The organism is Arthrobacter sp. Y3224198, from assembly GCF_059090025.1.
The window spans coordinates 119,868-139,935 of the sequence record NZ_JBNHFG010000003.1; the positions used below are offsets into that span (position 1 = coordinate 119,868).

At 67.4% G+C, this 20,068-nt stretch carries 19 protein-coding genes; 10 read left to right on the plus strand and 9 right to left on the minus strand.

Features of this window, described 5'->3' with window-relative positions; genetic code table 11:
- Positions 1-31: 31 nt before the first annotated feature.
- Positions 32-448: an HIT family protein gene (locus AC5RUF_RS02955; protein WP_493997457.1), complete on the plus strand. Its 417-nt coding sequence runs from the start codon at positions 32-34 to the stop codon at positions 446-448.
- A 189-nt stretch (positions 449-637) separates the two neighbouring features.
- On the opposite strand, the gene AC5RUF_RS02960 is transcribed toward AC5RUF_RS02955, so the two are convergent.
- The 3 genes from AC5RUF_RS02960 to AC5RUF_RS02970 are packed head-to-tail and all read right to left on the minus strand — an operon-like array spanning position 638 to position 3,784.
- Positions 638-1,693 (minus strand): polyprenyl synthetase family protein, encoded by a 1,056-nt coding sequence (locus AC5RUF_RS02960; protein ID WP_493997458.1) that lies wholly within the window; start codon positions 1,691-1,693, stop codon positions 638-640.
- A 43-nt stretch (positions 1,694-1,736) separates the two neighbouring features.
- Positions 1,737-3,065 (minus strand): geranylgeranyl reductase family protein, encoded by a 1,329-nt coding sequence (locus AC5RUF_RS02965; RefSeq protein WP_493997459.1) that lies wholly within the window; start codon positions 3,063-3,065, stop codon positions 1,737-1,739.
- A complete protein-coding gene (locus AC5RUF_RS02970; RefSeq protein WP_493997460.1) occupies positions 3,062-3,784 on the minus strand; it encodes a demethylmenaquinone methyltransferase in 723 nt (240 codons plus the stop codon). The genes AC5RUF_RS02965 and AC5RUF_RS02970 overlap by 4 nt, the downstream gene beginning before the upstream one ends.
- 247 nt (positions 3,785-4,031) lie before the next feature.
- Between AC5RUF_RS02970 and AC5RUF_RS02975 the strand changes: the two genes are divergently transcribed.
- From AC5RUF_RS02975 to AC5RUF_RS02995, 5 genes are all read left to right on the plus strand, one after another.
- Positions 4,032-5,381, plus strand: a complete 1,350-nt coding sequence (locus AC5RUF_RS02975; RefSeq protein ID WP_494129653.1) for an isochorismate synthase — start codon at positions 4,032-4,034, stop codon at positions 5,379-5,381.
- A 181-nt stretch (positions 5,382-5,562) separates the two neighbouring features.
- Positions 5,563-6,342 (plus strand): basic amino acid ABC transporter substrate-binding protein, encoded by a 780-nt coding sequence (locus AC5RUF_RS02980; protein ID WP_493997145.1) that lies wholly within the window; start codon positions 5,563-5,565, stop codon positions 6,340-6,342.
- 158 nt (positions 6,343-6,500) lie between these two features.
- Positions 6,501-7,289, plus strand: a complete 789-nt coding sequence (locus AC5RUF_RS02985) for a transporter substrate-binding domain-containing protein (RefSeq protein WP_494129654.1) — start codon at positions 6,501-6,503, stop codon at positions 7,287-7,289.
- Between the two features lie 78 nt (positions 7,290-7,367).
- Positions 7,368-8,153 (plus strand): amino acid ABC transporter permease, encoded by a 786-nt coding sequence (locus tag AC5RUF_RS02990; protein WP_494129655.1) that lies wholly within the window; start codon positions 7,368-7,370, stop codon positions 8,151-8,153.
- 5 nt (positions 8,154-8,158) lie between these two features.
- Entirely contained in the window at positions 8,159-8,908 is a 750-nt protein-coding gene (locus tag AC5RUF_RS02995) for an amino acid ABC transporter ATP-binding protein (RefSeq protein ID WP_493997142.1), read from the plus strand.
- Between the two features lie 77 nt (positions 8,909-8,985).
- On the opposite strand, the gene menD is transcribed toward AC5RUF_RS02995, so the two are convergent.
- On the minus strand, positions 8,986-10,722 hold the full coding sequence (gene menD / locus AC5RUF_RS03000) for a 2-succinyl-5-enolpyruvyl-6-hydroxy-3-cyclohexene-1-carboxylic-acid synthase (protein WP_494129656.1): 1,737 nt from the start codon (positions 10,720-10,722) through the stop codon (positions 8,986-8,988).
- A 217-nt stretch (positions 10,723-10,939) separates the two neighbouring features.
- Between menD and AC5RUF_RS03005 the strand changes: the two genes are divergently transcribed.
- The 3 genes from AC5RUF_RS03005 to AC5RUF_RS03015 all read left to right on the plus strand — a co-directional run bounded on the left by AC5RUF_RS03005 (position 10,940) and on the right by AC5RUF_RS03015 (position 13,034).
- Positions 10,940-11,224 (plus strand): FmdB family zinc ribbon protein, encoded by a 285-nt coding sequence (locus tag AC5RUF_RS03005; RefSeq protein WP_494129657.1) that lies wholly within the window; start codon positions 10,940-10,942, stop codon positions 11,222-11,224.
- 54 nt (positions 11,225-11,278) lie between these two features.
- Positions 11,279-12,535 carry a formamidase gene (fmdA, locus tag AC5RUF_RS03010; protein ID WP_494129658.1) on the plus strand — a complete coding sequence of 419 codons (1,257 nt, stop codon included), beginning with the start codon at positions 11,279-11,281 and terminating at the stop codon, positions 12,533-12,535.
- An 88-nt stretch (positions 12,536-12,623) separates the two neighbouring features.
- Positions 12,624-13,034 carry an ACT domain-containing protein gene (locus AC5RUF_RS03015; RefSeq protein WP_494129659.1) on the plus strand — a complete coding sequence of 137 codons (411 nt, stop codon included), beginning with the start codon at positions 12,624-12,626 and terminating at the stop codon, positions 13,032-13,034.
- 53 nt (positions 13,035-13,087) lie between these two features.
- On the opposite strand, the gene AC5RUF_RS03020 is transcribed toward AC5RUF_RS03015, so the two are convergent.
- Positions 13,088-14,113, minus strand: coding sequence for an o-succinylbenzoate synthase (locus AC5RUF_RS03020; protein WP_494129660.1), 1,026 nt, complete (start codon positions 14,111-14,113; stop codon positions 13,088-13,090).
- An 85-nt stretch (positions 14,114-14,198) separates the two neighbouring features.
- Here AC5RUF_RS03020 and AC5RUF_RS03025 point away from each other — a divergent pair, with 85 nt between their 5' ends.
- Complete coding sequence (locus AC5RUF_RS03025; RefSeq protein WP_493998346.1) at positions 14,199-15,107, plus strand: phosphatase PAP2 family protein; 909 nt, start codon at positions 14,199-14,201, stop codon at positions 15,105-15,107.
- Here the strand turns inward: AC5RUF_RS03025 and AC5RUF_RS03030 are convergent.
- The 4 genes from AC5RUF_RS03030 to AC5RUF_RS03045 all read right to left on the minus strand — a co-directional run bounded on the left by AC5RUF_RS03030 (position 15,073) and on the right by AC5RUF_RS03045 (position 20,067).
- Positions 15,073-16,332, minus strand: a complete 1,260-nt coding sequence (locus tag AC5RUF_RS03030) for an MFS transporter (protein ID WP_494129661.1) — start codon at positions 16,330-16,332, stop codon at positions 15,073-15,075. The genes AC5RUF_RS03025 and AC5RUF_RS03030 overlap by 35 nt on opposite strands.
- A gap of 41 nt (positions 16,333-16,373) precedes the next feature.
- The gene (locus tag AC5RUF_RS03035) at positions 16,374-17,234 is read right to left on the minus strand and encodes an MBL fold metallo-hydrolase (RefSeq protein ID WP_494129662.1); all 861 of its coding nucleotides are present in this window, start codon (positions 17,232-17,234) and stop codon (positions 16,374-16,376) included.
- Between the two features lie 62 nt (positions 17,235-17,296).
- Positions 17,297-18,886, minus strand: coding sequence for a dihydrolipoamide acetyltransferase family protein (locus AC5RUF_RS03040; RefSeq protein ID WP_494129663.1), 1,590 nt, complete (start codon positions 18,884-18,886; stop codon positions 17,297-17,299).
- Positions 18,883-20,067 (minus strand): alpha-ketoacid dehydrogenase subunit beta, encoded by a 1,185-nt coding sequence (locus AC5RUF_RS03045; protein ID WP_494129664.1) that lies wholly within the window; start codon positions 20,065-20,067, stop codon positions 18,883-18,885. Before AC5RUF_RS03045 ends, AC5RUF_RS03040 begins: the two co-directional genes overlap by 4 nt.
- Position 20,068: the final 1 nt, after the last annotated feature.

A 20,068-nucleotide genomic window follows, 5' to 3' on the forward strand; every position in this document is an offset into this window, starting at 1 on the left:
ACCGGAAGGTTACGAGTGCCCGTTCTGTGACATGGCTTCGGGAGAATTCCGGTTCCCCGGCAACCTCTGCGAGCCCGGAGACCTGGTCTATTCCGATGACCTGGTGCTCGCGTTCATCGCTTCCCATGGCTTCGACCCGGAACCCGGCCATGTCCTGGTCACCCCGCGCGACCACTACGAGTTGCTGTATGAACTGCCCGACGACGTCGCGGCGCGGATCATGCTCGTCACCAGGGACATGGCTGTGGCCATTAAGAAGGCCTGGGCTCCGGACGGAGTAACCACCCGGCAGCATAACGAGCCTGCGGGCAGCCAGCACGTGTGGCATTACCACCAGCATGTGCTTCCGCGCTGGACCAACGACGGACTGTACTTCACGCCGAAGCGGCCTATTGTGCCGCCGGACGTCCGCGCCCGGAAAGCCGCGGAGCTGCGCGCCGTCCTATAGCGGGACCTGTCGCCGGCGGCGCGCCCGCCCGGTAAAGACCGGTAGGCAAAGACCGGCAGGCAAAGACCGCCCGGCAAAGACCGGCCATGCCGTGCCTCGCCCGGCCACCGTCAGAATTGTCGCCGACAGCCGCCAGGACAAGCGGGCTGGCTAACCGGCCGTGCCGCGACCGGCCGGCGGCAGCAGAACCTAGACGTCGCGGTTGACCACTGCCCGGGCGAATGCTGCCAGGGCTTCCTTCACCACCGAGTCAGGCAGCGGCGCCAGGGCTGCCACTGCGTCTTCGGACCAGCTCCGGGCCACGGCCCAGGACTCCTCGGTGACGGGGCTGCTGCGCAGTGCCGCAACGGCCTCCGCCAGCGCTTCGTCCGAGCTCAGGTCGCGTTCCACCAGTTCCAGCACAGCAGCGGCGGCGGCATCTCCACCGGCAGCGGCACGGCGCAGCAGCAGCACGGGCAGCGTCGGAACGCCTTCACGCAGGTCCGTTCCCGGGGTCTTACCGGATTTGGCCTGCACACCAGTGACATCAATGACGTCGTCGGCCAACTGGAACGCGATGCCCACCTTCTCGCCGTATTCGACCATGATGTCGATCACCTCTTGGCCTGCGCCCGAGAACAGCGCACCGAACTGGCCGGAGGCGGCAATCAGGGAGCCCGTCTTATCGGCGATGACGGACAGGTAGTGTTCCAACGCGTCCTGCCCCTCGGCGGGGCCAACGGTTTCATGCAGCTGGCCCAGGCAGAGGCGCTCGAAGGTGCGTGCCTGGATGGCCAGTGCGGGTCCGCCCAGGGCGGATACCAGGCTGGAAGCCCGGGCAAAAATCAGGTCCCCGGTCAGCACGGCCACGGAGTTGCCCCACAGCTCGTGCGCCGTGGGGGCACCCCGGCGGTAGGGAGCCTCGTCCATCACGTCATCGTGATAGAGCGTGGCGAGGTGCGTGAGTTCCACGACGACGGCGGCCTGGATGACCTTGTCGCCGGCTTCCTCCTTGCCAAGGTGGGAGGCGAGCAGGGTCAGCAGCGGACGGATCCGCTTGCCGCCGGCCTCCACCAGGTGCCGCGAGGTGGTGTCGGCGAAGGGATCGGAGTTGGCCACGGCCTCGCGCAGCTGCGTTTCCACCTGCTCCAATGAGGCGACCATAGAGGGACCCAGCCTCGGATCCTCCGCCAGCAGGGCGAACCCCGGGGGCAGTGTGGAAATGCTGGACCCGGTCTCCGGGCTGGTGTTGGTGGATTCAGTCACTGTTCAAGACTAACTATTTGTCGGAACGGGTGGGCAATAACCGTCAGGGGTGCTGCGGGGACGGCCGGGAACTTTCCGGCCCGCCCTGGTTGCTCGCCGCCGGGACCAGCATTTCCAGTAAGGCAATCACTCTATCCTCTATGCCCTTGGAGTTGCGGTCGGTGAGGTTGGCCAGCATCCGCACCACAAAGCGCATCAGCACGGGAATCGGCATTCCGGTCCGCAGCGCCAGCTTCATCACCGCGGGACGGCCGATCATGGAGGCAAAGATGCGGCCGAGCGTAAAGTGGCTGCCCCATTCCTCCCGGACATGACCGGCGTAGGCCTGCAGCTCGACGTCGAACGCTGCCCGCGAGGACAGCAGTCCCGGAGCGAGCGCGGCACCGGACCCCTCGATGATGTGCTCGGCCGCAAAACGCGCCGATTCCATCGCGTAGGAAATGCCTTCGCCGTTGAAGGGACTGACCATGCCGCCGGCGTCACCCAAGAGGAGCAGACCGGGTGAGTAGTGTGGAGTGCGGTTGAAGCCCATGGGCAGCGCGGCGCCGCGGATTTCACCCACTTGGTTCTCCGGGGTGAATCCCCATTCGGCGGGCATGCCGGCGGTCCAGTCGCGCAGGACCTTCCGGTAGTCCAGCTTCCCGAATTCCTTGGAGGAGTTCAGGATGCCCAGGCCGACATTGGAGGTGCCGTCCCCCACGCCGAAGACCCAGCCATAGCCGGGCAGCGGATTGCCGGACGCGTCGGGCAGCTCCAGCCAGCCCTCCATCCAGTCGTCGTTGCTGCGCGGGCTTTCGAAATAGGTACGCACGGCCACGCCCATGGGGCGGTCGTCGCGTTTCTCGATACCCAGGCTCAGTGCGGTACGGCTGGAATTGCCGTCTGCGGCGAGCACGACGTCGGCGAAGAACTCGCGCTGCTCGCCGGTACGGCGGCCGTTTTCGTCCAGGACGTTGGCGACGGCGCCTTCCACCCGGCCGTCTTCGCCGCGGATGGCTGCGGTGACGGTGTGCCGCTCGAGGATTTTAGCGCCGGCGGCCTGCGCATGGCGGGCCAGGGCTTCATCGAAACCGAGGCGGGTGCGGATCAGTCCGTAGTCCGGAAAGTCCGAAAGCACCGGCCAGGGCAGTTCAAGCGTCCGGCCGCCGGCGATCAGCCGCAGTCCCTTGTTCCGGCGCCAGCCTTCGGCTTCGTCATGCGGCAGGCCGAGCAGTTGGATCTCCCGGACCGCGCGGGGGGTCAGTCCGTCGCCGCAGACCTTTTCACGGGGAAACGCGGTCTTCTCGAGAACTGTGACATCCACCCCCGCAGAAGCGAGGTAGTACGCGGCCGTGGAGCCGGCGGGGCCTGCTCCGACAATAAGGACCTTCACTTCGCCGGAGATCCTCCGGACAGGGCGGCCGGCTTGACTGCGCGGTGCACGGCAACAATGCCGCCGGTGAGGTTGCGGTAGGCCACGTCTTCCCAACCGGTTTCGGTGATCCAGGCAGCGAGCCCGTCCTGGTTCGGCCAGGCACGGATGGATTCGGCCAGGTACACATAGGCGTCCGGGTTGGATGCCACCTTGCGGGCAATCGGCGGCAGGGCGCGCATCAGGTACTCCGTGTACATGGTCCGCCAAACCGGGATGACCGGGGAGGAGAACTCGGCGACCACCAGGCGTCCGCCCGGCTTGGTCACGCGGAGCATCTCGGCCAGGGCCTTCTTGGGTTCGTTCACGTTCCGCAGCCCGAAGGAAATGGTGGTGGCGTCGAACGAGTTGTCCTCGAACGGAAGGTTGGTGGCGTCACCGGCCACAAAGTCGATGTCCGGCCGGCGGCGCTTGCCTACGGTGAGCATGCCGATCGAGAAGTCGCAGGCCACGACGTCGATCCCGGCGTCGGCGTAGGGCTCGCTTGACGTGCCGGTGCCGGCAGCCAGGTCCAGGACCCGCTGACCGGGTACGGCGCCAACGGCGTCCACCACGATCTTGCGCCAGCGGCGTGTCTGTCCCATGGACAGCACGTCGTTAACGACGTCGTATTTAGGTGCCACGTCATCAAACATGGCAGCAACTTCATCCGGGCGTTTTTCCAACGATGCGCGGTTCACCCTGTCATTGTCTCAAACAATGGGGATGCCGCCGAACCGCCACGGCGGCGGCGCTCCCGGCAGCCCGTCGGGCAACCCCGGTCGGCACGGCAGCAGGGGCCCCGGCCGCTCCGGTCAGCGCGCCGCAGGGAGGCCGCAGCAGCCTCGCAGCACGGAAGTGTGGTGTCTCAGCATGGTGTCTCGTTGCTCTCGGTCCCGGGGCTCCGGTACAGGGCGCAGCGCAGCGGCGGAGTAATGTGGAATTACTATGACCACCCTGCGTTCTGTGACAGTGCCCGTCGGTGAGCTTTCCGCCACCATCGGACTCCTGGAGTACTTGGTTCTTGACGAGCAGCTGTGCTGGATCCGACAGCAGGAAGGACTGGTGGGTTTCGGCGAGGCCGCCCGCTTCACTTCCACCGGGCCCGAGCGGTTTGCCCGCGCCGAAGAGTGGTGGCGTTCGGTCCTGGCCGGCGCCGACGTCGAAAACCCCCTGACCCTCCCCGGCACCGGACTGGTGGCCTTCGGTTCCTTTGCTTTCTCCAAGCGCTCCCCCTTCGAATCCCGGCTGATCATTCCCGAGGTTGTCGTGGGGCTGCGGGACAACGAGTCCTGGGTGACCTATACGACGTCGGACCCCGACGCCGTCCTGAACGAAGAAACCGCCAAGGCAGCACTGGCGCGCTATCTCGAAGACCTGCCGCTCTACCGCGAGCATGACCCGGCGGACAAGGTGGTCCCGGGGATGCTCAGCGAATCGGAGTGGAAGAACGCCGTGGCCCGGTCCGTGGCCCATGTGTCGGCAGGGGACCTGAGCAAGATTGTCCTGGCCCGGGACATCGCGGTGGAACTGGGGAGCCCGCTGGTCGCCTCGCAGGTGCTGCGCGAGCTGGCGGTCCGGTACCGCGACTGCTGGACCTATTCCGTGGACGGGCTCATCGGCTCGACTCCGGAAATGCTGATCCGCGTGCAGGACGGCACCGCCCAGGCCCGCGTCCTGGCAGGCACCCTCGACCGCGCCACCGCCCCGGCGGATGATCCGGACTACCCGGCCCGGGTACTCGCCGGATCGGACAAGCAGCAGCATGAGCATCAGATTGCCATCGACTCGCTGACCCGCACGCTGGAGCCCTTCACCTCGTCCATGACCTCCCACACCGAACCCTTTGTGTTGGAGCTGCCGAACGTCTGGCACCTGGCGTCGGATGTTTCGGCGCAGCTGGCGCCCGACGCCGCCGGACAGGTGCCGACGCCGCTGACCCTGGTGGAAGCAGTGCATCCCACGGCCGCTGTATGCGGGTTTCCCACCAGCGTGGCCGGGGAATTGATTAGTGAACTTGAACACATGGACCGCGGTCCGTATGCCGGTCCGGTGGGATGGATGGATGCCGCGGGCAACGGCGAATTCGGCATCGCGCTGCGGGGTGCAGTGATCGAAAGCCCCACGGAAGTCCGGTTGTATGCAGGGTGCGGAATCGTCGCCGGTTCCAGTCCTGCCGCGGAACTGGAGGAAACCTGGAGCAAGTTCCGGCCGATGCTCGAGGCTCTCGGCGTGGACCGTCCGCGCCCGGTACCGGTGCGCAGGGACGACTTCGCATCGGCCCCCGCGGCCTCCTGACCGCCCCCGGCTGAACCCGTCAGGGAGGTTCTGCATAACCGAGTGGTTCTTTGCATAAATTTGCATTGGGTAGAATAGAAACACGGAAGCAGGCGTTTCACCGCTTCCACCTGTTGCCGCTTCCGGAGACGGTTTGGTTTCCTCCTGCGGCCAAGCCCACGACCAAAGGTTCAAAATCGCCATGCAGCACAAAGCCCGCACCGCCGTCGTCGCCGTCCTGGCCGCCGGCGCACTGTCCCTGACCGCTTGCGGCGGGGGGACCGAAGAAGAATCCGGTCTCGCCATGGTCAACGACGGTTCCCTGACCGTCTGCTCCAACGTCCCGTTTGAACCGTTTGAATACGTAGTCGACGGCGAGTACACCGGCTTCGACATCGATCTCACCCGTGAAATCGCCACCGGCATGGGTCTCGAGTACCAGGTCCAGAACGTCGGCTTCGACGGCCTGCAGAGCGGCACCGTCCTGGCCGCCCGCCAGTGCGACATGATTGCTGCTGCCATGACCGTGACGGATGAGCGCGCAGACAAGCTCGCCTTCTCCGACCCGTACTACGACTCCCTGCAGTCCCTCCTGGTGAAGGCCGACTCCGGCATTGCCTCCCTCGAGGACCTGGCCGGCAAGAAGGTAGGCGTCCAGCAGGGCACCACCGGCGAAAGCTACGCACGGGACAACGCTCCGGCCGACGCGGAAGTGATGTCCTTCCAGACGGACGCCGAACTGTTCCAGTCCCTGCAGGCCGGCGGCGTGGATGCCGTGTTGCAGGACCTGCCCGTCAATCAGGACCACACCGAGGACGGCAAGTTCACCGTGGCCGCCACCTTCGAAACCGGCGAGGTCTACGCCTTCGCCATGAAGAAGTCCGGCAGCGAGGAACTGGCCGAGCAGGTCAACACCCAGCTCGCCGAGCTCCGGGAGAATGGAAAGTACCAGGAGCTCTACGACAAGTACTTCACTGAGTAGCAGCCCCTTTCGGCTTCAAGGCAAGACCCACGGCGCAAAGTAGCCGACATGTTACCGAAATATGCGGTGCGTACGCTCTAGACTGCATCCCAATACCAGTAAAGGGTGAGCCGGATCACAGCATCCGGCTCACCCGTCCCGACGTAAGGTTGTAATCCATGTTGCGTAACACCCGTACTGCCGCCCTGGCCTTCCTGGCCGTGGGCGCCTTCTCGTTGTCCGCATGCGGCGGATCCAACGACGACGCCGGTTCTGCCGCCGAAAACGAGTTCAACCTCGTCTCCGAAGGCTCGCTTACGGTCTGCTCCGACATTCCCTACGTGCCGTTTGAGTATGAAGAAAACGGTGAGTACACCGGCTTCGACATGGACATCGTCAAGGAGATCGCTACGGGCCTGGACCTCGAGCTTGCCGTCCAGGACGCCGGTTTCGAAGGCATTGCCAGCGGTACGGTCCTCGCGGCAAATCAGTGCGACCTGTCGGCCAGCGCCATCACCATTACGGCGGAACGCGAAGAAGCCATGGGATTCTCCGACCCGTACTACGACTCTCTGCAGTCCCTGCTGGTCCCTGCGGATTCCGATATTAAGTCCATCGCGGATCTGGACGGCAAGAAGGTCGGGGTGCAGGGAAACACCACCGGCGAATCCTACGCCCGGGATAACGCCACGGGTGCGGAGATTGTTGCCTTCCCGAGCGACGCCGAGCTCTTCCCGGCCATCCAGTCCGGCAACGTGGACGCCGTGCTCCAGGACCTGCCGGTGAACATCGGACACACCGAGGGCGGCGACTTCACCATTGCCGAGGAATACAAGACCGACGAGTCCTACGGCTTTGCCATGGACAAGGACAACACCAAACTGGTCTCCGCCGTCAACGAGCAGCTCACCAAGATGCGCGAAAACGGCAAGTACCAGGAGATCTACGACAGCTACTTCACCGAATAAGCCCAGAACCACCCATGAGTCGTCCCGGGCCTGCGGGCCCGGGACGACCCGTTTTCTCTTCTCCGGAAGGCTCCACACTTGAAACCCTCCACCCGCAGACGCCTGTTCCAAGGCGTCCTGTACGCCGTCTTTGTCCTCGCCGTGGCAGCCGTGGTGCTGCTGGCCGATTGGAAGGCCATTGGCGAGAACTTCTTCGATGCCGAGGTGGCCCGCAAGGCCTTCCCAACCATCATTACGGTCGCCGTCAAGAACACGATCATCTACACGGTGATCGCGTTTGCCGGCGGCCTGTTCCTGGGCCTGATCCTGGCCCTGATGAAGCTCTCCCCCGTGGCGCCGTACCGGTGGGCTGCCACCGCGTACATCGAACTCTTCCGCGGGCTTCCGGCGCTGCTGGTGATTTTCGGGTTTGCCTTCGCCGTGCCGATCGCCTTTGACTGGCGTCCGCCGGGCGGCAGCGCCGGTGCCGGCCTGCTGGCCCTGATCATCGTTTCGGGCGCCTACATTGCCGAAACCATCCGTGCCGGCATCCAGGCGGTGCCCGCAGGTCAGGCCGAGGCTGCACGTTCGCTGGGCATGAGCCCGATGTGGACCATGGTCTCCGTGACCCTGCCCCAGGCTTTCCGGATCATCACCCCGCCGCTGACGAACGAGCTGGTCATCCTGATCAAGGACACCTCGCTGCTGTTCATCGCCGGCATGGCGCTGCAGGACCGCGAGCTGACCACCTTCGCTCGCGACTCCGTTTCCCAGTCGGCCAACGCCACTCCGCTGGTCCTGGCCGCACTCATGTACCTGATCATCACCCTGCCGCTGACCCAGCTGGTGGCAAAGCTTGAACGACACAACCAGAGAGGCAGGTAGCAGCCATGAGCGTCGATAAGAACAGCGCCCCTGCCATCGAGGTCCGCAACCTTCACAAGTCCTTCGGCAGCAACGAGGTGCTCAAGGGCATCGACTTCCACGTGGACCAGGGCGAAGTGGTCTGCGTCATCGGCCCGTCCGGTTCCGGCAAGTCCACGCTGCTGCGGTGCGTCAACCGCCTGGAGGAGCCCACCAGCGGCACCATCATGGTGGAAGGCGTGGACATCACCGATGAGGACACCGACCTGGACAAGGTCCGTACCCGGATCGGCATGGTGTTCCAGCAGTTCAACCTTTTCCCGCACCTGAATGTGCTGCGCAACCTGACCCTGGCCCAGCGCCGGGCCAAGCGCCGCGGCAAGGCCGAGGCGGAGGAGGTCGCCCGGAAGAACCTGGCCAAGGTCGGACTGGCGGACCGCGCTGAGGCGTTCCCCGCCCAGCTCTCCGGCGGCCAGCAGCAGCGCGTGGCCATTGCCCGCGCCCTGTCCATGGACCCGGACATGATGCTCTTCGACGAGCCCACCAGTGCCTTGGACCCTGAGCTTGTGGGCGACGTGCTCGGCGTTATGCGCAACCTCGCCGAAGAAGGCATGACCATGATGGTGGTCACCCACGAGATGGGCTTCGCCCGCGAAGTCGGTGACCGTGTGGTCTTTATGGATGGCGGCGTGGTGGTGGAACAGGGACGTCCCGAGGATGTCCTGGGCAACCCGCAGCACGAACGCACGCGCGCGTTCCTGTCCAAGGTCCTCTAGGGGACCCGCAGCAACACCTCAGACGCGGTCCGCACCCTCCGGTGCGGGCCGCGTTTTTGTTGCCGGAAAACGTTTGGTCAGCCCGCCAAGGCCCCGGTAACGGCCGCCTGCACCCGGGCGTGCAGGGTGCGGAGCATGTCCCGGGCTACCGGCACCTCCAGCACGGACCGTCCGGTGACGGGAGCTGCAAGTGCCTCCTCCAATTCCGCTGCGGACCTGATCAGCTGGTGCCGCACCCCGTACCCGGCGCACAGGGCAGCAAGGTCCGCATGGTGCGGCGTGCCGAAGAAGCGCTCCACGAGCGCTGTGTACTTCGGGTCCTCCCCCAGCGCACCGTGTTCCAGCACGGAGAAAATGCCGCCGCCGCCGTCGTTGAGCACCACCATCTGCAGGTCCGGCTCGGGTTCGCCGTCCCCCAGCAGGAGGGCTCCGGCATCGTGCAGGAAGGTAAGGTCCCCGAGCAGCAGCCGGGTCGGGATGCCGTTGGCCAGGGCGATGCCCGCAGCGGTGGAAATGGTGCCGTCGATGCCGGCCAGCCCGCGGTTGGCGTACACGTCCAAGGGATGCCAATCCGGGGCGGCCACCAGGTCCATGTCCCGGATGACATTGGAGGACCCCAGCACCAGGTTGGCGTCCGACGCGTCCCAGACGAGGTCCGCCACGTGCAGGCCCGTCAGGTCGGCCTGCCCTTCGAGCAGGTTGTTGATGGTGGCCATTGCTGCCTCGGACGCCGCCTGCCAGCGGTGCAGCCAGCCCGGGTCTCCGGTTCCGGCGAACTCGAACAGCTTGGCGATGGTGTTGATGACGGTTTCGGGCCGCCGTCCCGGAGTAAACCAGTTCACCGGCCGGGGCAGGTACAGCGCTTTCTCGACGTCGGGGCGCGCCAGCAGTGCGGCCACGGGCCGGGAAAGGGTGGGACGGCCAAAGACCACAACACGCTCGATCTCCGGGGCAAGCCCGCCCAGCAGCAGGCGGTAGGCGCCAACCGCATTGGGGCCGAAGCGGGCGTTGGATGAAGGTTCGGCCAGCAGTGGCAACCCGGCACGCAGGGCAAAGAGGGCCGCCAGTTCCCCGGCGCCGTCGCCCGCCACCACCACCGTGCGGTGGGTTCCCGGCATGGGCGGCTCGGAGGCTGCCACCTGGTCCTCCGCAGGCACGGATGCCGCCGCCGGGAGCAGGCCCGGGGTTTCCGGCGCGTCCAGGAACAGCGGATCACTGCCGCCGGGGGTCAGCGGATCGCGGAACTGCAGGTTGACGTGCACCGGACCCACCGGAATGCCCGTGCCCAGCCGGGCCAGCGCTTCGGAGATGGGCCCGGCCGGATCTATGCCCGCTTCGACATCCGCAGCCACTGCGGGGAAACCGGCGAAGAGCCCGGGCTGCACAGTGGTCTGGTTGGCTCCGGTGCCGTGCAGTTCCGCGGGCCGGTCCGCTGAAAGGACCACCAGCGGGATGCCGGCGTGGTGGGCCTCCATTACGGCGGGCACCAGTTCACCGACGGCAGTGCCCGACGTCGTCACCACGGCGGCGGGGCGGCGTCCGCCCCGGGCGAGGCCAAGGGCGGTAAACCCGGCCACCCGCTCGTCGATGCGGACGTGGACCCGGATCCGGTCCTGGAGTTCCGCCTCCGCCAGCGCGTAGGCCAGGGGTGCGCTGCGCGACCCCGGGGCCAGGACGACGTCGCGGACCCCGGCGGAGGCCAGGGCACCAACGGCGGAGCGGGCCGCCTGCAGTGAACTCAGGTTGGTTGCTCCCGTCGGTTCCGACGGGCCTGCTGCGGAAGATGAGCTGGGGTCGTGCTGGTATCCGGTCACCTTTCCATCCTAGGGTCCGGCACCGGGCGACGCGTGGGTCAGGGACCGCCCCGGACCGTGATCCCGGAATCCGCAGGGTGTCAGGCCGGATCCGGCTGTCCACGCGTTGACGCACACCTGGGCCGTCCCTAGGCTGGCGGGCAAACCGGGGCGGAACCGTGTTTTCCACCGTTTTCCACCACCACCGCCCGGGCGTCAGCCGGCCGAGAGGGATGCCATGCCGCTCTACTCCTACCGTTGCCCGGACTGCGGCGATTTTGACGTGTCCCTGGCGTTGGGCGAAGCCGCCGGGACCTTGCCCTGCCCGGCCTGCGGATCAGTTTCCCGGCGCCGGTTCACCGCCCCGAACCTGTCCTCTGCCACCGGCAGCGCCTACCGGCTGATCGAGGGGACGGAGCGGTCGGCGTCCGAACCCGCCGTCGTCGGCCCGCCGCAGGCGAACCGTGCCGGCGCCCGGGTTTCCCCTAACCCGCTGCATCGGAAGCTTCCCCGCCCCGACTAGTTCCGTCCCCCACCAGTCAGGGGCCGCCGGCCCGGGCCCCGCAAAGGAGCAAACATGCCGAAGACCGTTTTTTCGCTGGATTCCGCCAGGAAATTCGAAGACCAGGAACACCTCGGACACAACCGCTGGCACCCGGAGATCCCGCCCGTCGCCACGGTCCGTCCCGGCGACTCCTTCCGGGTGGATTGCCGGGAATGGTTCGACGGCGCCATCGTCAATGACGACTCCGCCGACGACATCCTCAACGCTCCCCTGCTTACCGTGCACAAACTCAGCGGACCGTTCGCTGTCGAAGGTGCCCGTCCCGGTGACCTGCTGGTGGTGGACATCCTTGATGTGGGCCCCATTCCGCAGGAGGACAGCGGCCCGCTGGCCGGACAGGGCTGGGGCTATACCGGAATCTTCGCCCGGGGAAACGGCGGCGGCTTCCTCACCGACCAGTTTCCGGACGCCTACAAAGCCATCTGGGACTTCACCGGGCAGCGCGCCACCTCGCGGCACGTTCCCGGCGTCTCGTTTACCGGGTTGATCCATCCCGGACTGATGGGCACGGCTCCTTCAGCGGCACTGCTCCGGAAGTGGAACCGGCGCGAGGGGGATCTGATTGCCACGGATCCCCAGCGCGTGCCACCGTTGGCGCTGCCGCCCGAGGCCGAGCACGCGGTGCTGGGGTCGCTGCCCCGGGAAGAGTGGGCCCGGGTGGGTGCCGAGGCTGCCCGCACGGCGCCGCCGCGGGAGAACGGCGGAAACCAGGACATCAAGAACCTCTCAAAGGGCAGCAGGATCTTCTATCCGGTGTTTGTGGACGGGGCGAACCTTTCCGTGGGTGACCTTCACTTCTCCCAGGGCGACGGCGAGATCACCTTCTGCGGTGCCATCGAGATGGGCGGTTTCATCGACCTGCGGGTAGACCTCATCAAGGACGGAATGGAGACCTACGGCGTGCAGGAAAACGCGGTGTTTATGCCGGGCGAGACGGATCCGCAGTTCTCCCAGTGGCTCGCGTTCTCAGGTACCTCTGTCACTCTCGACGGCGAGCAGCGCTATCTTGACTCGCACCTGTCCTACCAGCGTGCCTGCCTGCACGCGATCGACTACCTCACGAAGTTCGGCTATTCCCCGGAACAGGCGTATCTGCTGCTCGGCGCCGCTCCGATCGAGGGCCGGCTCTCCGGTGTCGTGGACATTCCCAACTCCTGTTCCACTGTCTACCTGCCGACGGCGATCTTCGACTTCGACGTGCGGCCGTCAGCTTCGGGGCCGTTCCACATCGATCCGGGAATCGGCGCGCCGCACGCGGCCAACCGGTGAAGAGGGGCTGCTGCTGGAATGATGGCGGAGTGCGATCAGCGCGGCCCCGGCGTCGGGGCCTTCCGCATAGAACGAATCAGGACCGGCCATGCCCCTTCCCACTCCTTCCGTGGAACTGCATCCCCTCCCCGGCGACTACGTAATTGCACGCTTTGCCCCGACCTCGGAGGCTGCCCTCGAAGCCATGCCGCACGTGCTGTCGTCCACGGACGGATTCGTGTCCGTGACCCGCACTCCGCAGGAGCTGTCAATCGTCTGCCCGGCAGCGCTGGCCCCGCCCGGCGCCCAGACCGACGGACCGTGGACAGCCCTGTATGCCTCCGGGCCGATGCCGTTCGGACTGACCGGGGTGGTGGCCTCGCTGGTGGCGCCGCTCTCCGCCGCCGGCTGTCCGGTGTTTGTGGTGTCCACCTTTGACGGGGACATCCTTATGGTTCCGTCCCCGCAGTACGCCCGGGCCCGCGACTTGCTGCACGCGGCAGGACATACGCTCCGTTAGATCCCGGCTTCCGGCGGGCGGCGCGCCTGCCGGGCCGGTCCCCGCCTTCCGGGTCAGTCCCCGCCGGCGGGCCGGTTGCCCTGCCCGGATGCCAGCAGTGCGTGCACCCGCTCCAGCCGGTCAAGCCACCAGCGGGTGCGTTCAGGCGACGCGGCAAAGCGGTCCATCAACTCCTCCGATACCGGCACGTCCCGCACGGCCAGTGCGCCGCCGTCGGGCAGCAGCGGTTCTTCGCTGATGTCCCCGGCCATCAGCGAGAGCGTGCCCAGCCCGCAGGCGTAGGGCAGCTCCGGAAGCGCAGCCGCCAGGGCCACCCCGGTACGGATCCCCACTGACGTGTCGATGGCCGAACTGACGACGGCGGGCAGTCCGGCCTGCGCCACAATCTCCAGTGCCCGGCGGACTCCGCCCAGCGGCGCCGCCTTGATGATGATCAGGTCCGCGGCGTCTTCGCGGGCAACCTTCAGCGGATCCGTTTCCCGGCGCACACTTTCATCCGCAGCGATCAGCACGGGGACCTGCCGGCGGGCCAGCTCGGTCCGCACAGTACGCAGGCCCTCAATGCCGGCCACGGGCTGTTCGGCGTACTCCAGGCCGGACTCGGCCAGCCGGGTCAGTGTCTGAACCGCCGTGGGCACGTCCCAGCCGGCGTTGGCATCCACGCGGATCCCGGCGCCGGGCAGCAGCCGGCGCACTTCGGCCACCCGGGCCAGGTCCTCCTGCGGCGATTGTCCGGTCTCCGCCACCTTGACCTTGACGGCGGACACGGACCCGAAGCGGGCCAGCACGGACTCCACCTGGCTCACAGGCACCGCGGGAACGGTGCCGTTGACCGGCACCGAGCCACGCACGGGCTCCGGATAGCCCTGCCCGGCGGCTTCCAATGCCGATGCCAGCCACGGTACGGCTTCGGCGTCCCCGTATTCGGGGAACGGAGAAAACTCGCCCCAGCCGGCCTTCCCCTTAAGCAGCAGCGCCTCGCGGTGCAGGATGCCGCGGAACTTCACCCGCATGGGGATCGAAACCACGCGGGCTCCCTCGCGAAGGGCGGACAGGTCAGGACTCTTCCAGTTCGGCACCCTGCCAGCCTACGCTTTGGGCCACAGACTGCCGATGCCGCCCCGGCACAGGTAACGATCAAAATGATGTGGCAATCTGGAAGTAATGGATACTCGCAATTTGCTGGCCCAGCGCTCCCGCGCCCAACGTCCGGCTGCGCATAATCCGGCGCTCTTCCTTTTTGCCGCCCTTGTTTGTGCCGCCGGCGTCGCCGCCACCTACTGGTTCTTCGTCCGCACCACCACCGGCCAGCTGGCCGATGAATCGGCCTTCAAGGAAGCCGAGCTCATCCGTGCCGGTGATGACCTGCCGGTTATCTCCTTCCTGGACAACCTGCCGCTGATCTCGGTGTTTATCGCCGTGATCGTGGTGGTTTTCGTAACCATCCTGCGGCATCGGATTTCTCCTGCCGTGATCGCTCTGGGCACGTTCGCCGCTGCCAACATCAGCAGCCAGCTGCTGAAACGGACGGTGCTGGACCGCCCGGACCGGGGCGTGGTGACCCTGGATTTCAACTCGCTTCCCTCCGGCCACACCACGCTGGCGGCCTCTGCCGCGGCCGCGGTGTTCCTGCTGGCCTCTCCCCGGTGGCGTCCGCTGGCCGCACTGTTCGGCGGCACCTACGCCGTGCTCGCCGGTGCGGCCACCTTCCTGAACCTTTGGCACCGGCCGGCCGACGTCGTAGCTTCCCTGCTGGTGGTGGCGGCGTGGACGTTGGTGGGCGGGCTGGTGATGATGCGGACCAACCCGGAATGGAACCGCTGGCCGGTTTCCGGCCCGGCGCAGGGACAGGCGCGGGTGATTGCCGTGCTGTGCGCCGTGCCCGGTGTCCTGGCGACCGCTGTGAGCCTGGGCCTGTACTTCTACGCCCGCTGGGATTCAGCGCCCGTGGCTACCGCTGCTCCTCTGTACTTCTGGGCCGGGCTGGCCCTGATCGTGGGCGTCGGATTCCTGATCAGCGCGATGGCGTGCTGGCTCTTCAGCCAACAGGCCGGGGACCCTGCCCGGCGTTAGCGGATGCACGGGCCTTCCGCCCGGGAACCCAGCGCCACAGCACCGCGGCGCCAAGCAGGCCCAATACCGCGGTGGCACCGATGCCCGCCGAGAGCGAGACGAGGGCGGTCACAGCGGACAGCAGCCCGGGCCCGCCCATGGTGCCCAGGTCCGCCAGCAGCCGCCAGATGCCCAGGAACTGCGGGCGCCCCGGCGACGGCGAAAAGTCCGCGCCCAGCGTCATCACGATTCCGGACCCGATGCCGTTGCCGAATCCGATCAGCAGCGCTGCCAGCAGCAGCCCGGTCGGTCCTGCGGACAACGGCAGCAGCGCCAGCCCTGCACCCATGATCAGCATGCACGGCACCGCCACCGACCGCCGTCCCCAGGTGTCCATGGCCTTGCCGGCCGGATAGAAGATCAGCATGTCGATGGCCCCCGACAGCCCGTAGATCAACGCCGTGGAGGTCGGGTCCAGTCCGATGTGCTGGGCCCACAGCGGGATCACGGCCTGGCGGGTGGCGCGCACGGCCGCGATCAGCAGCACTCCGATACCGATGGTGCGGAAAACCCGGGCATGGCTGCGCAGGATGGAGCGCACGGTTGGTGCCGGTCCCGCCGGACCGGCACCCGGACCGGCACCGCCGCCGGGCTTGGCGGAGCCCCCTGCCCCGGGCCGGACGGCAAGGTCCGGAACCTGGAAACTGAGGATACCGGCTCCGACAGCGGCAACGGCTCCCACCCAGTACGCTCCCGGGGTGCCCAGGAAGTGGATGGCACCGGCGGCGGCAAACGGGCCAATGAAAACGCCGATGCGGTTGACCCCGCCGAGCGTGGACAGGGCCCGCGCCCGGAAATGCAGGGGCACGGCCTCGGTCAGGTAGCTCTGCCGGGCCAGGCCGAAGACGGACCCTGCCATGCCGACCATAAACACGGCCAGGGCAAACACCCAGAGCACGGGTACCGCGGCGGCCAGGACCATGGCCAGCGCACACCACGCGGAGGCTGCCACCAACGCCCACTTTTCGCCGAACCGGGTGGTCACCACGGTGGCCGGCACATTGGTCAGCAACGAACCGACCCCGGTAAGGGTGATAATCAGCGCGGCCAGCGCCACCGTGGCACCGAGCCCGCGGGCGGTAATGGCCACCACGGGCAGGATGGCGCCGGTGGCCAGGCCGTAGAGCAGGGTGGGGCCGTAGGCCGGAACGGCGATGGTTCGTAGGCTGAAGTCTTCCGCGGGCACGGCCCCAGACTATCCCTGCCCGGCGGCGGAGCCGGAGTCGGTTACTTCTTCAGCCACTTCCAGCGGGCAAGGGTCCGCAGCCGGGTCAGCAAGGCCCGGGACTGGTCCGGACCATACGGGAGGATGGGAATCGCCTTGGTCATGTCCACGGAGGCCTGGTCCATGGCGCTGCGCGTCACCGCGACGGCGGTGCGCATCTTGTTCATCTGGGTGCTGACAAAGTCCACGGAGACCGGGTTGCCGTGTCCCGGAACGATGACCGAGTAGAGGTCCTCGAGCGCGGTGATCTTCCCCAGGGTCCGGATCCAGTCTTTGGGGAACGAATCCTCGAACTGAGGGTCTGCGCCCTGCTCCACCAGGTCGCCGGTGAAGAGCACCTCGCCGGCGCCCACCAGCAGGTCATGGTCGGTGTGGCCGCGTCCCAGATGAAACAGGGTGACGGAGATTCCACCCAGGTCCAGGTCTGCCGGAGCGTCCTCCACCAGCTTCGTGGGCTCGGCGATTTCGGTGTGCTCGCCCATCGCGGCAGCCATTTCCGGCTCGGCATCCGCTGCCTGCGGCCGGTGGCTGTGCCCGTTTTCGCGGATGCTGGCGGCGCACCCCGCGGTGGCCCAGATGTCCTCGACGCCGTTGGCCAGCAGCAGCGCGTTGCCGAAGTAGTGGTCGAAGTGCGCATGGGTGTTCACCGCGGACAGCGGCAGGTCGGTCAGCGTCCGGACGGCGTCGTATATCTCCTGTGCCATCCCGGGCCCGGCACCGGTATCAATGAGGAGCGCACGCTCGTCGCCGATCACCAGCCCCGTGTTCACAGCGAAGGCCTTGTTGGGGCGGACCCAGATCCGGGGGGCCACCTCCTGCCAGCCCAGCTGGCCCGTCACGTGCTGCTGCGGTGTCTCGGTCATGTCAGCTTTTCCCTTTCGCCGGCCTGCTCCAACCTATCGCGGGCGGAGAAATTCGGCATGTATTACAGGTCCGCCAGGACACGGGCGGGGTTTTCGACGGCGTCGGCAACGTAGCGCAGGAATCCGCCGGCAGTTCCGCCGTCGCACACCCGGTGGTCAAAGACCAGGGTCAGCTCCGTCATCTTCCGCACCGCAAGCTCTCCCCCGACCACCCACGGTTTATCGATGATGCGGCCCACGCCCAGGATCGCCGACTCGGGGTAGTTGATGATTGCCGCACTGCCGTCGACGCCGAACACGCCGTAGTTGTTGAGCGTAAAGGTGCCCGAGGTCAGGTCGGCGGCAGTGGCCTTCCCGTCCTTTGCGGCGGTGGCAAGCCGGCCTATTTCGGCATCCAGCTCCCGCGTACTCAAAGCGCCTGCCTGCCGGACTGCAGGGACCATCAGTCCCCGCGGTGTCTGTACGGCAATGCCCAGGTTGATCCCGCTGAACGCCTCGATAAACGCCTCGCCTTCGCTGGAGCTGCTCGCCGGGGTGTCTCCGGGGACCGCTGCCGGGACGTAGCGGGTGTTCAGTTCAGGGAACCGCGCCAGTCCGGCCAGGGTGAAGCGGGCCAGGAAGGCCAGCAGCGAAGGAACCGGCTGCCCGTTCCCGGCCAAATCGGCCCGCAGTTCCATAAGGGCGGTGGCGTCGGCATCCACCCAGACCGTGGCTTCCGGGATCTCCCGGCGGCTCCGGCCGAGGGTGGCTGCAGCGGTGCGGCGCAATCCCCGCACGGGCGTGCGGGAGGCGACGTCGAGCCCGGTCCGGGCATCGCGGGTTTCCGGGTGGCCGGAGGCCGGGACCGGCAGGTCGCTTGCGGTACCCGGCAGGTCCGACGCCGGGACAAGGTGGCCAGAGGCCGGGACCGGCAGATCAGGCGCCGGGACCACCTGGCCGGGGGCAGGGACCGGCAGCGAAACCGCGTCAGGCATAAGGGCTGCCTGGCTCCGGGCCTGCAGGGCAGCGTGCACATCGCGGCGCAGGATCAGGCCGTCGCTGCCTGTGCCGGTAACATCGGCGAGCTTCAGGCCGGCATCGCGTGCCAGGCGGCGCACCAACGGGGAAACGCAGCGCGGTGCCCCGCTGGACAATCCGGCGGCGGGCAGCACCGGAACACCGGCAGGTTCTGTGGAGGGAGCGACGACGGGCGCCGCCGGAACACCGGGTCCGGAGCGGACCCGCCGCTTGGACATCCGGGACCGCCGTGCCGCGGAACCGGTCTCCGGGGTGCCGTAGCCGATCAGTACGTTTCCCGAACCCGCTTTCTCCTCCTGCCGGTAGGCTTCCCCGGCAGCGGAAACGGCGGCATCGGCGGTTCCCACAGCCGCTGCAGTCTCCAGTCCTGCAGCGGGTGCCTCAGCTGCGGTTGCGGCTGTGTCTACCGAAATCAGCGGCCGCCCGACGTCGACGCTCTGCCCGGCAGCACCGTGCAGTTGCGCCACCCGGCCGGCAAACGGGGACGGAACCTCCACCAGCGACTTGGCCGTTTCCACCTCGGCTACCGGCTGGTCCACCACCACGGTGTCACCCACCGAAACCAGCCAGGTGACCAGCTCAGCCTCGGTGAGGCCCTCCCCCAGGTCGGGCAGCAGAAAGGTACGCACACTCATCGCAGGTCCTCCGCGGTCCCGGCGCCGGTGAGCGCTGCGGTTCCGGCGCCGGTACCGTCTGTTGCCGCGGCACCGGTGCCTGCTGCAGTGTCCACGCCGTCGTCGTCCTCGTCCCACTGCAGATCGTCCACCGCGTCCAGGATCCGGTCCACCCCGGGCAGGAACCAGTGCTCCAATTTGGGCGCGGGATACGGGATATCGAACCCGGTCACCCGGAGCACCGGTGCAGCCAGGGAATGGAAGCAGCGTTCCTGGATGCGGGCCACGATCTCCGAGGCCACGGAGGCAAACCCCGGAGCTTCGGCGATCACCACGGCCCGGCCGGTGCGCCGGACGGACGCGTCCACCGTGGCGTCGTCGTAGGGCACGATCGAGCGCAGGTCGATCACTTCCAGCGAGCGGCCCTCCGCCTCCGCGGCAGCCGCCGCAGCCAGGGCGGTGGACACGGACGGGCCGTAGGCCACCAGGGTGGCGTCTGTGCCGGGGCGCGCCACGGCAGCCGTACCGATTCCGTCGGCGACGCGCCGGCCGGTACGCACGGCCTCGTCGCCGGCCCGGCGGGCAGGTCCGAGGTCCAAGGTTTCCTTGCTCCAGTAGATCTTCTTCGGTTCCAGGAACACCACGGGATCCTCCATCCGGATTGCCTCCCGCAGCAGCGAGTACGCGTCCGCAACAGTGGCCGGCGCCACCACGGTCAGGCCAGGGGTATGCGCGTAGTAGGACTCCGAGGAATCGCAGTGGTGTTCCACGCCGCCAATGCCGCCGGCGTACGGGATGCGGATGACCATCGGCAGCTTGACCTTGCCCCGGGTGCGGTTGGCCATCTTTGCTACATGGCTGACCACCTGCTCGAAGGCGGGGTACGCGAAGGCGTCAAACTGCATTTCCACCACCGGCCGAAGACCGTTCATGGCCATGCCCACGGCCATGCCCATGATTCCGGATTCGGCCAGCGGGGTATCGAAACAGCGGTCGGTGCCGAACCGGGCCGTCAGGCCGTCGGTGATCCGGAAAACCCCGCCCAGCGGACCGACGTCCTCGCCGAAGACCACCACGGTGGGATCAGCGGCCAGCTCATCCGCGAGCGCTGCGTTCAGGGCCTTGGCAAAGGTCAGGGGCTGGGGGCCGGACGCGGCGGCGGGAACGTCTGCGGCGACGGCCGGAGCCGTGCTTGCTGCCATG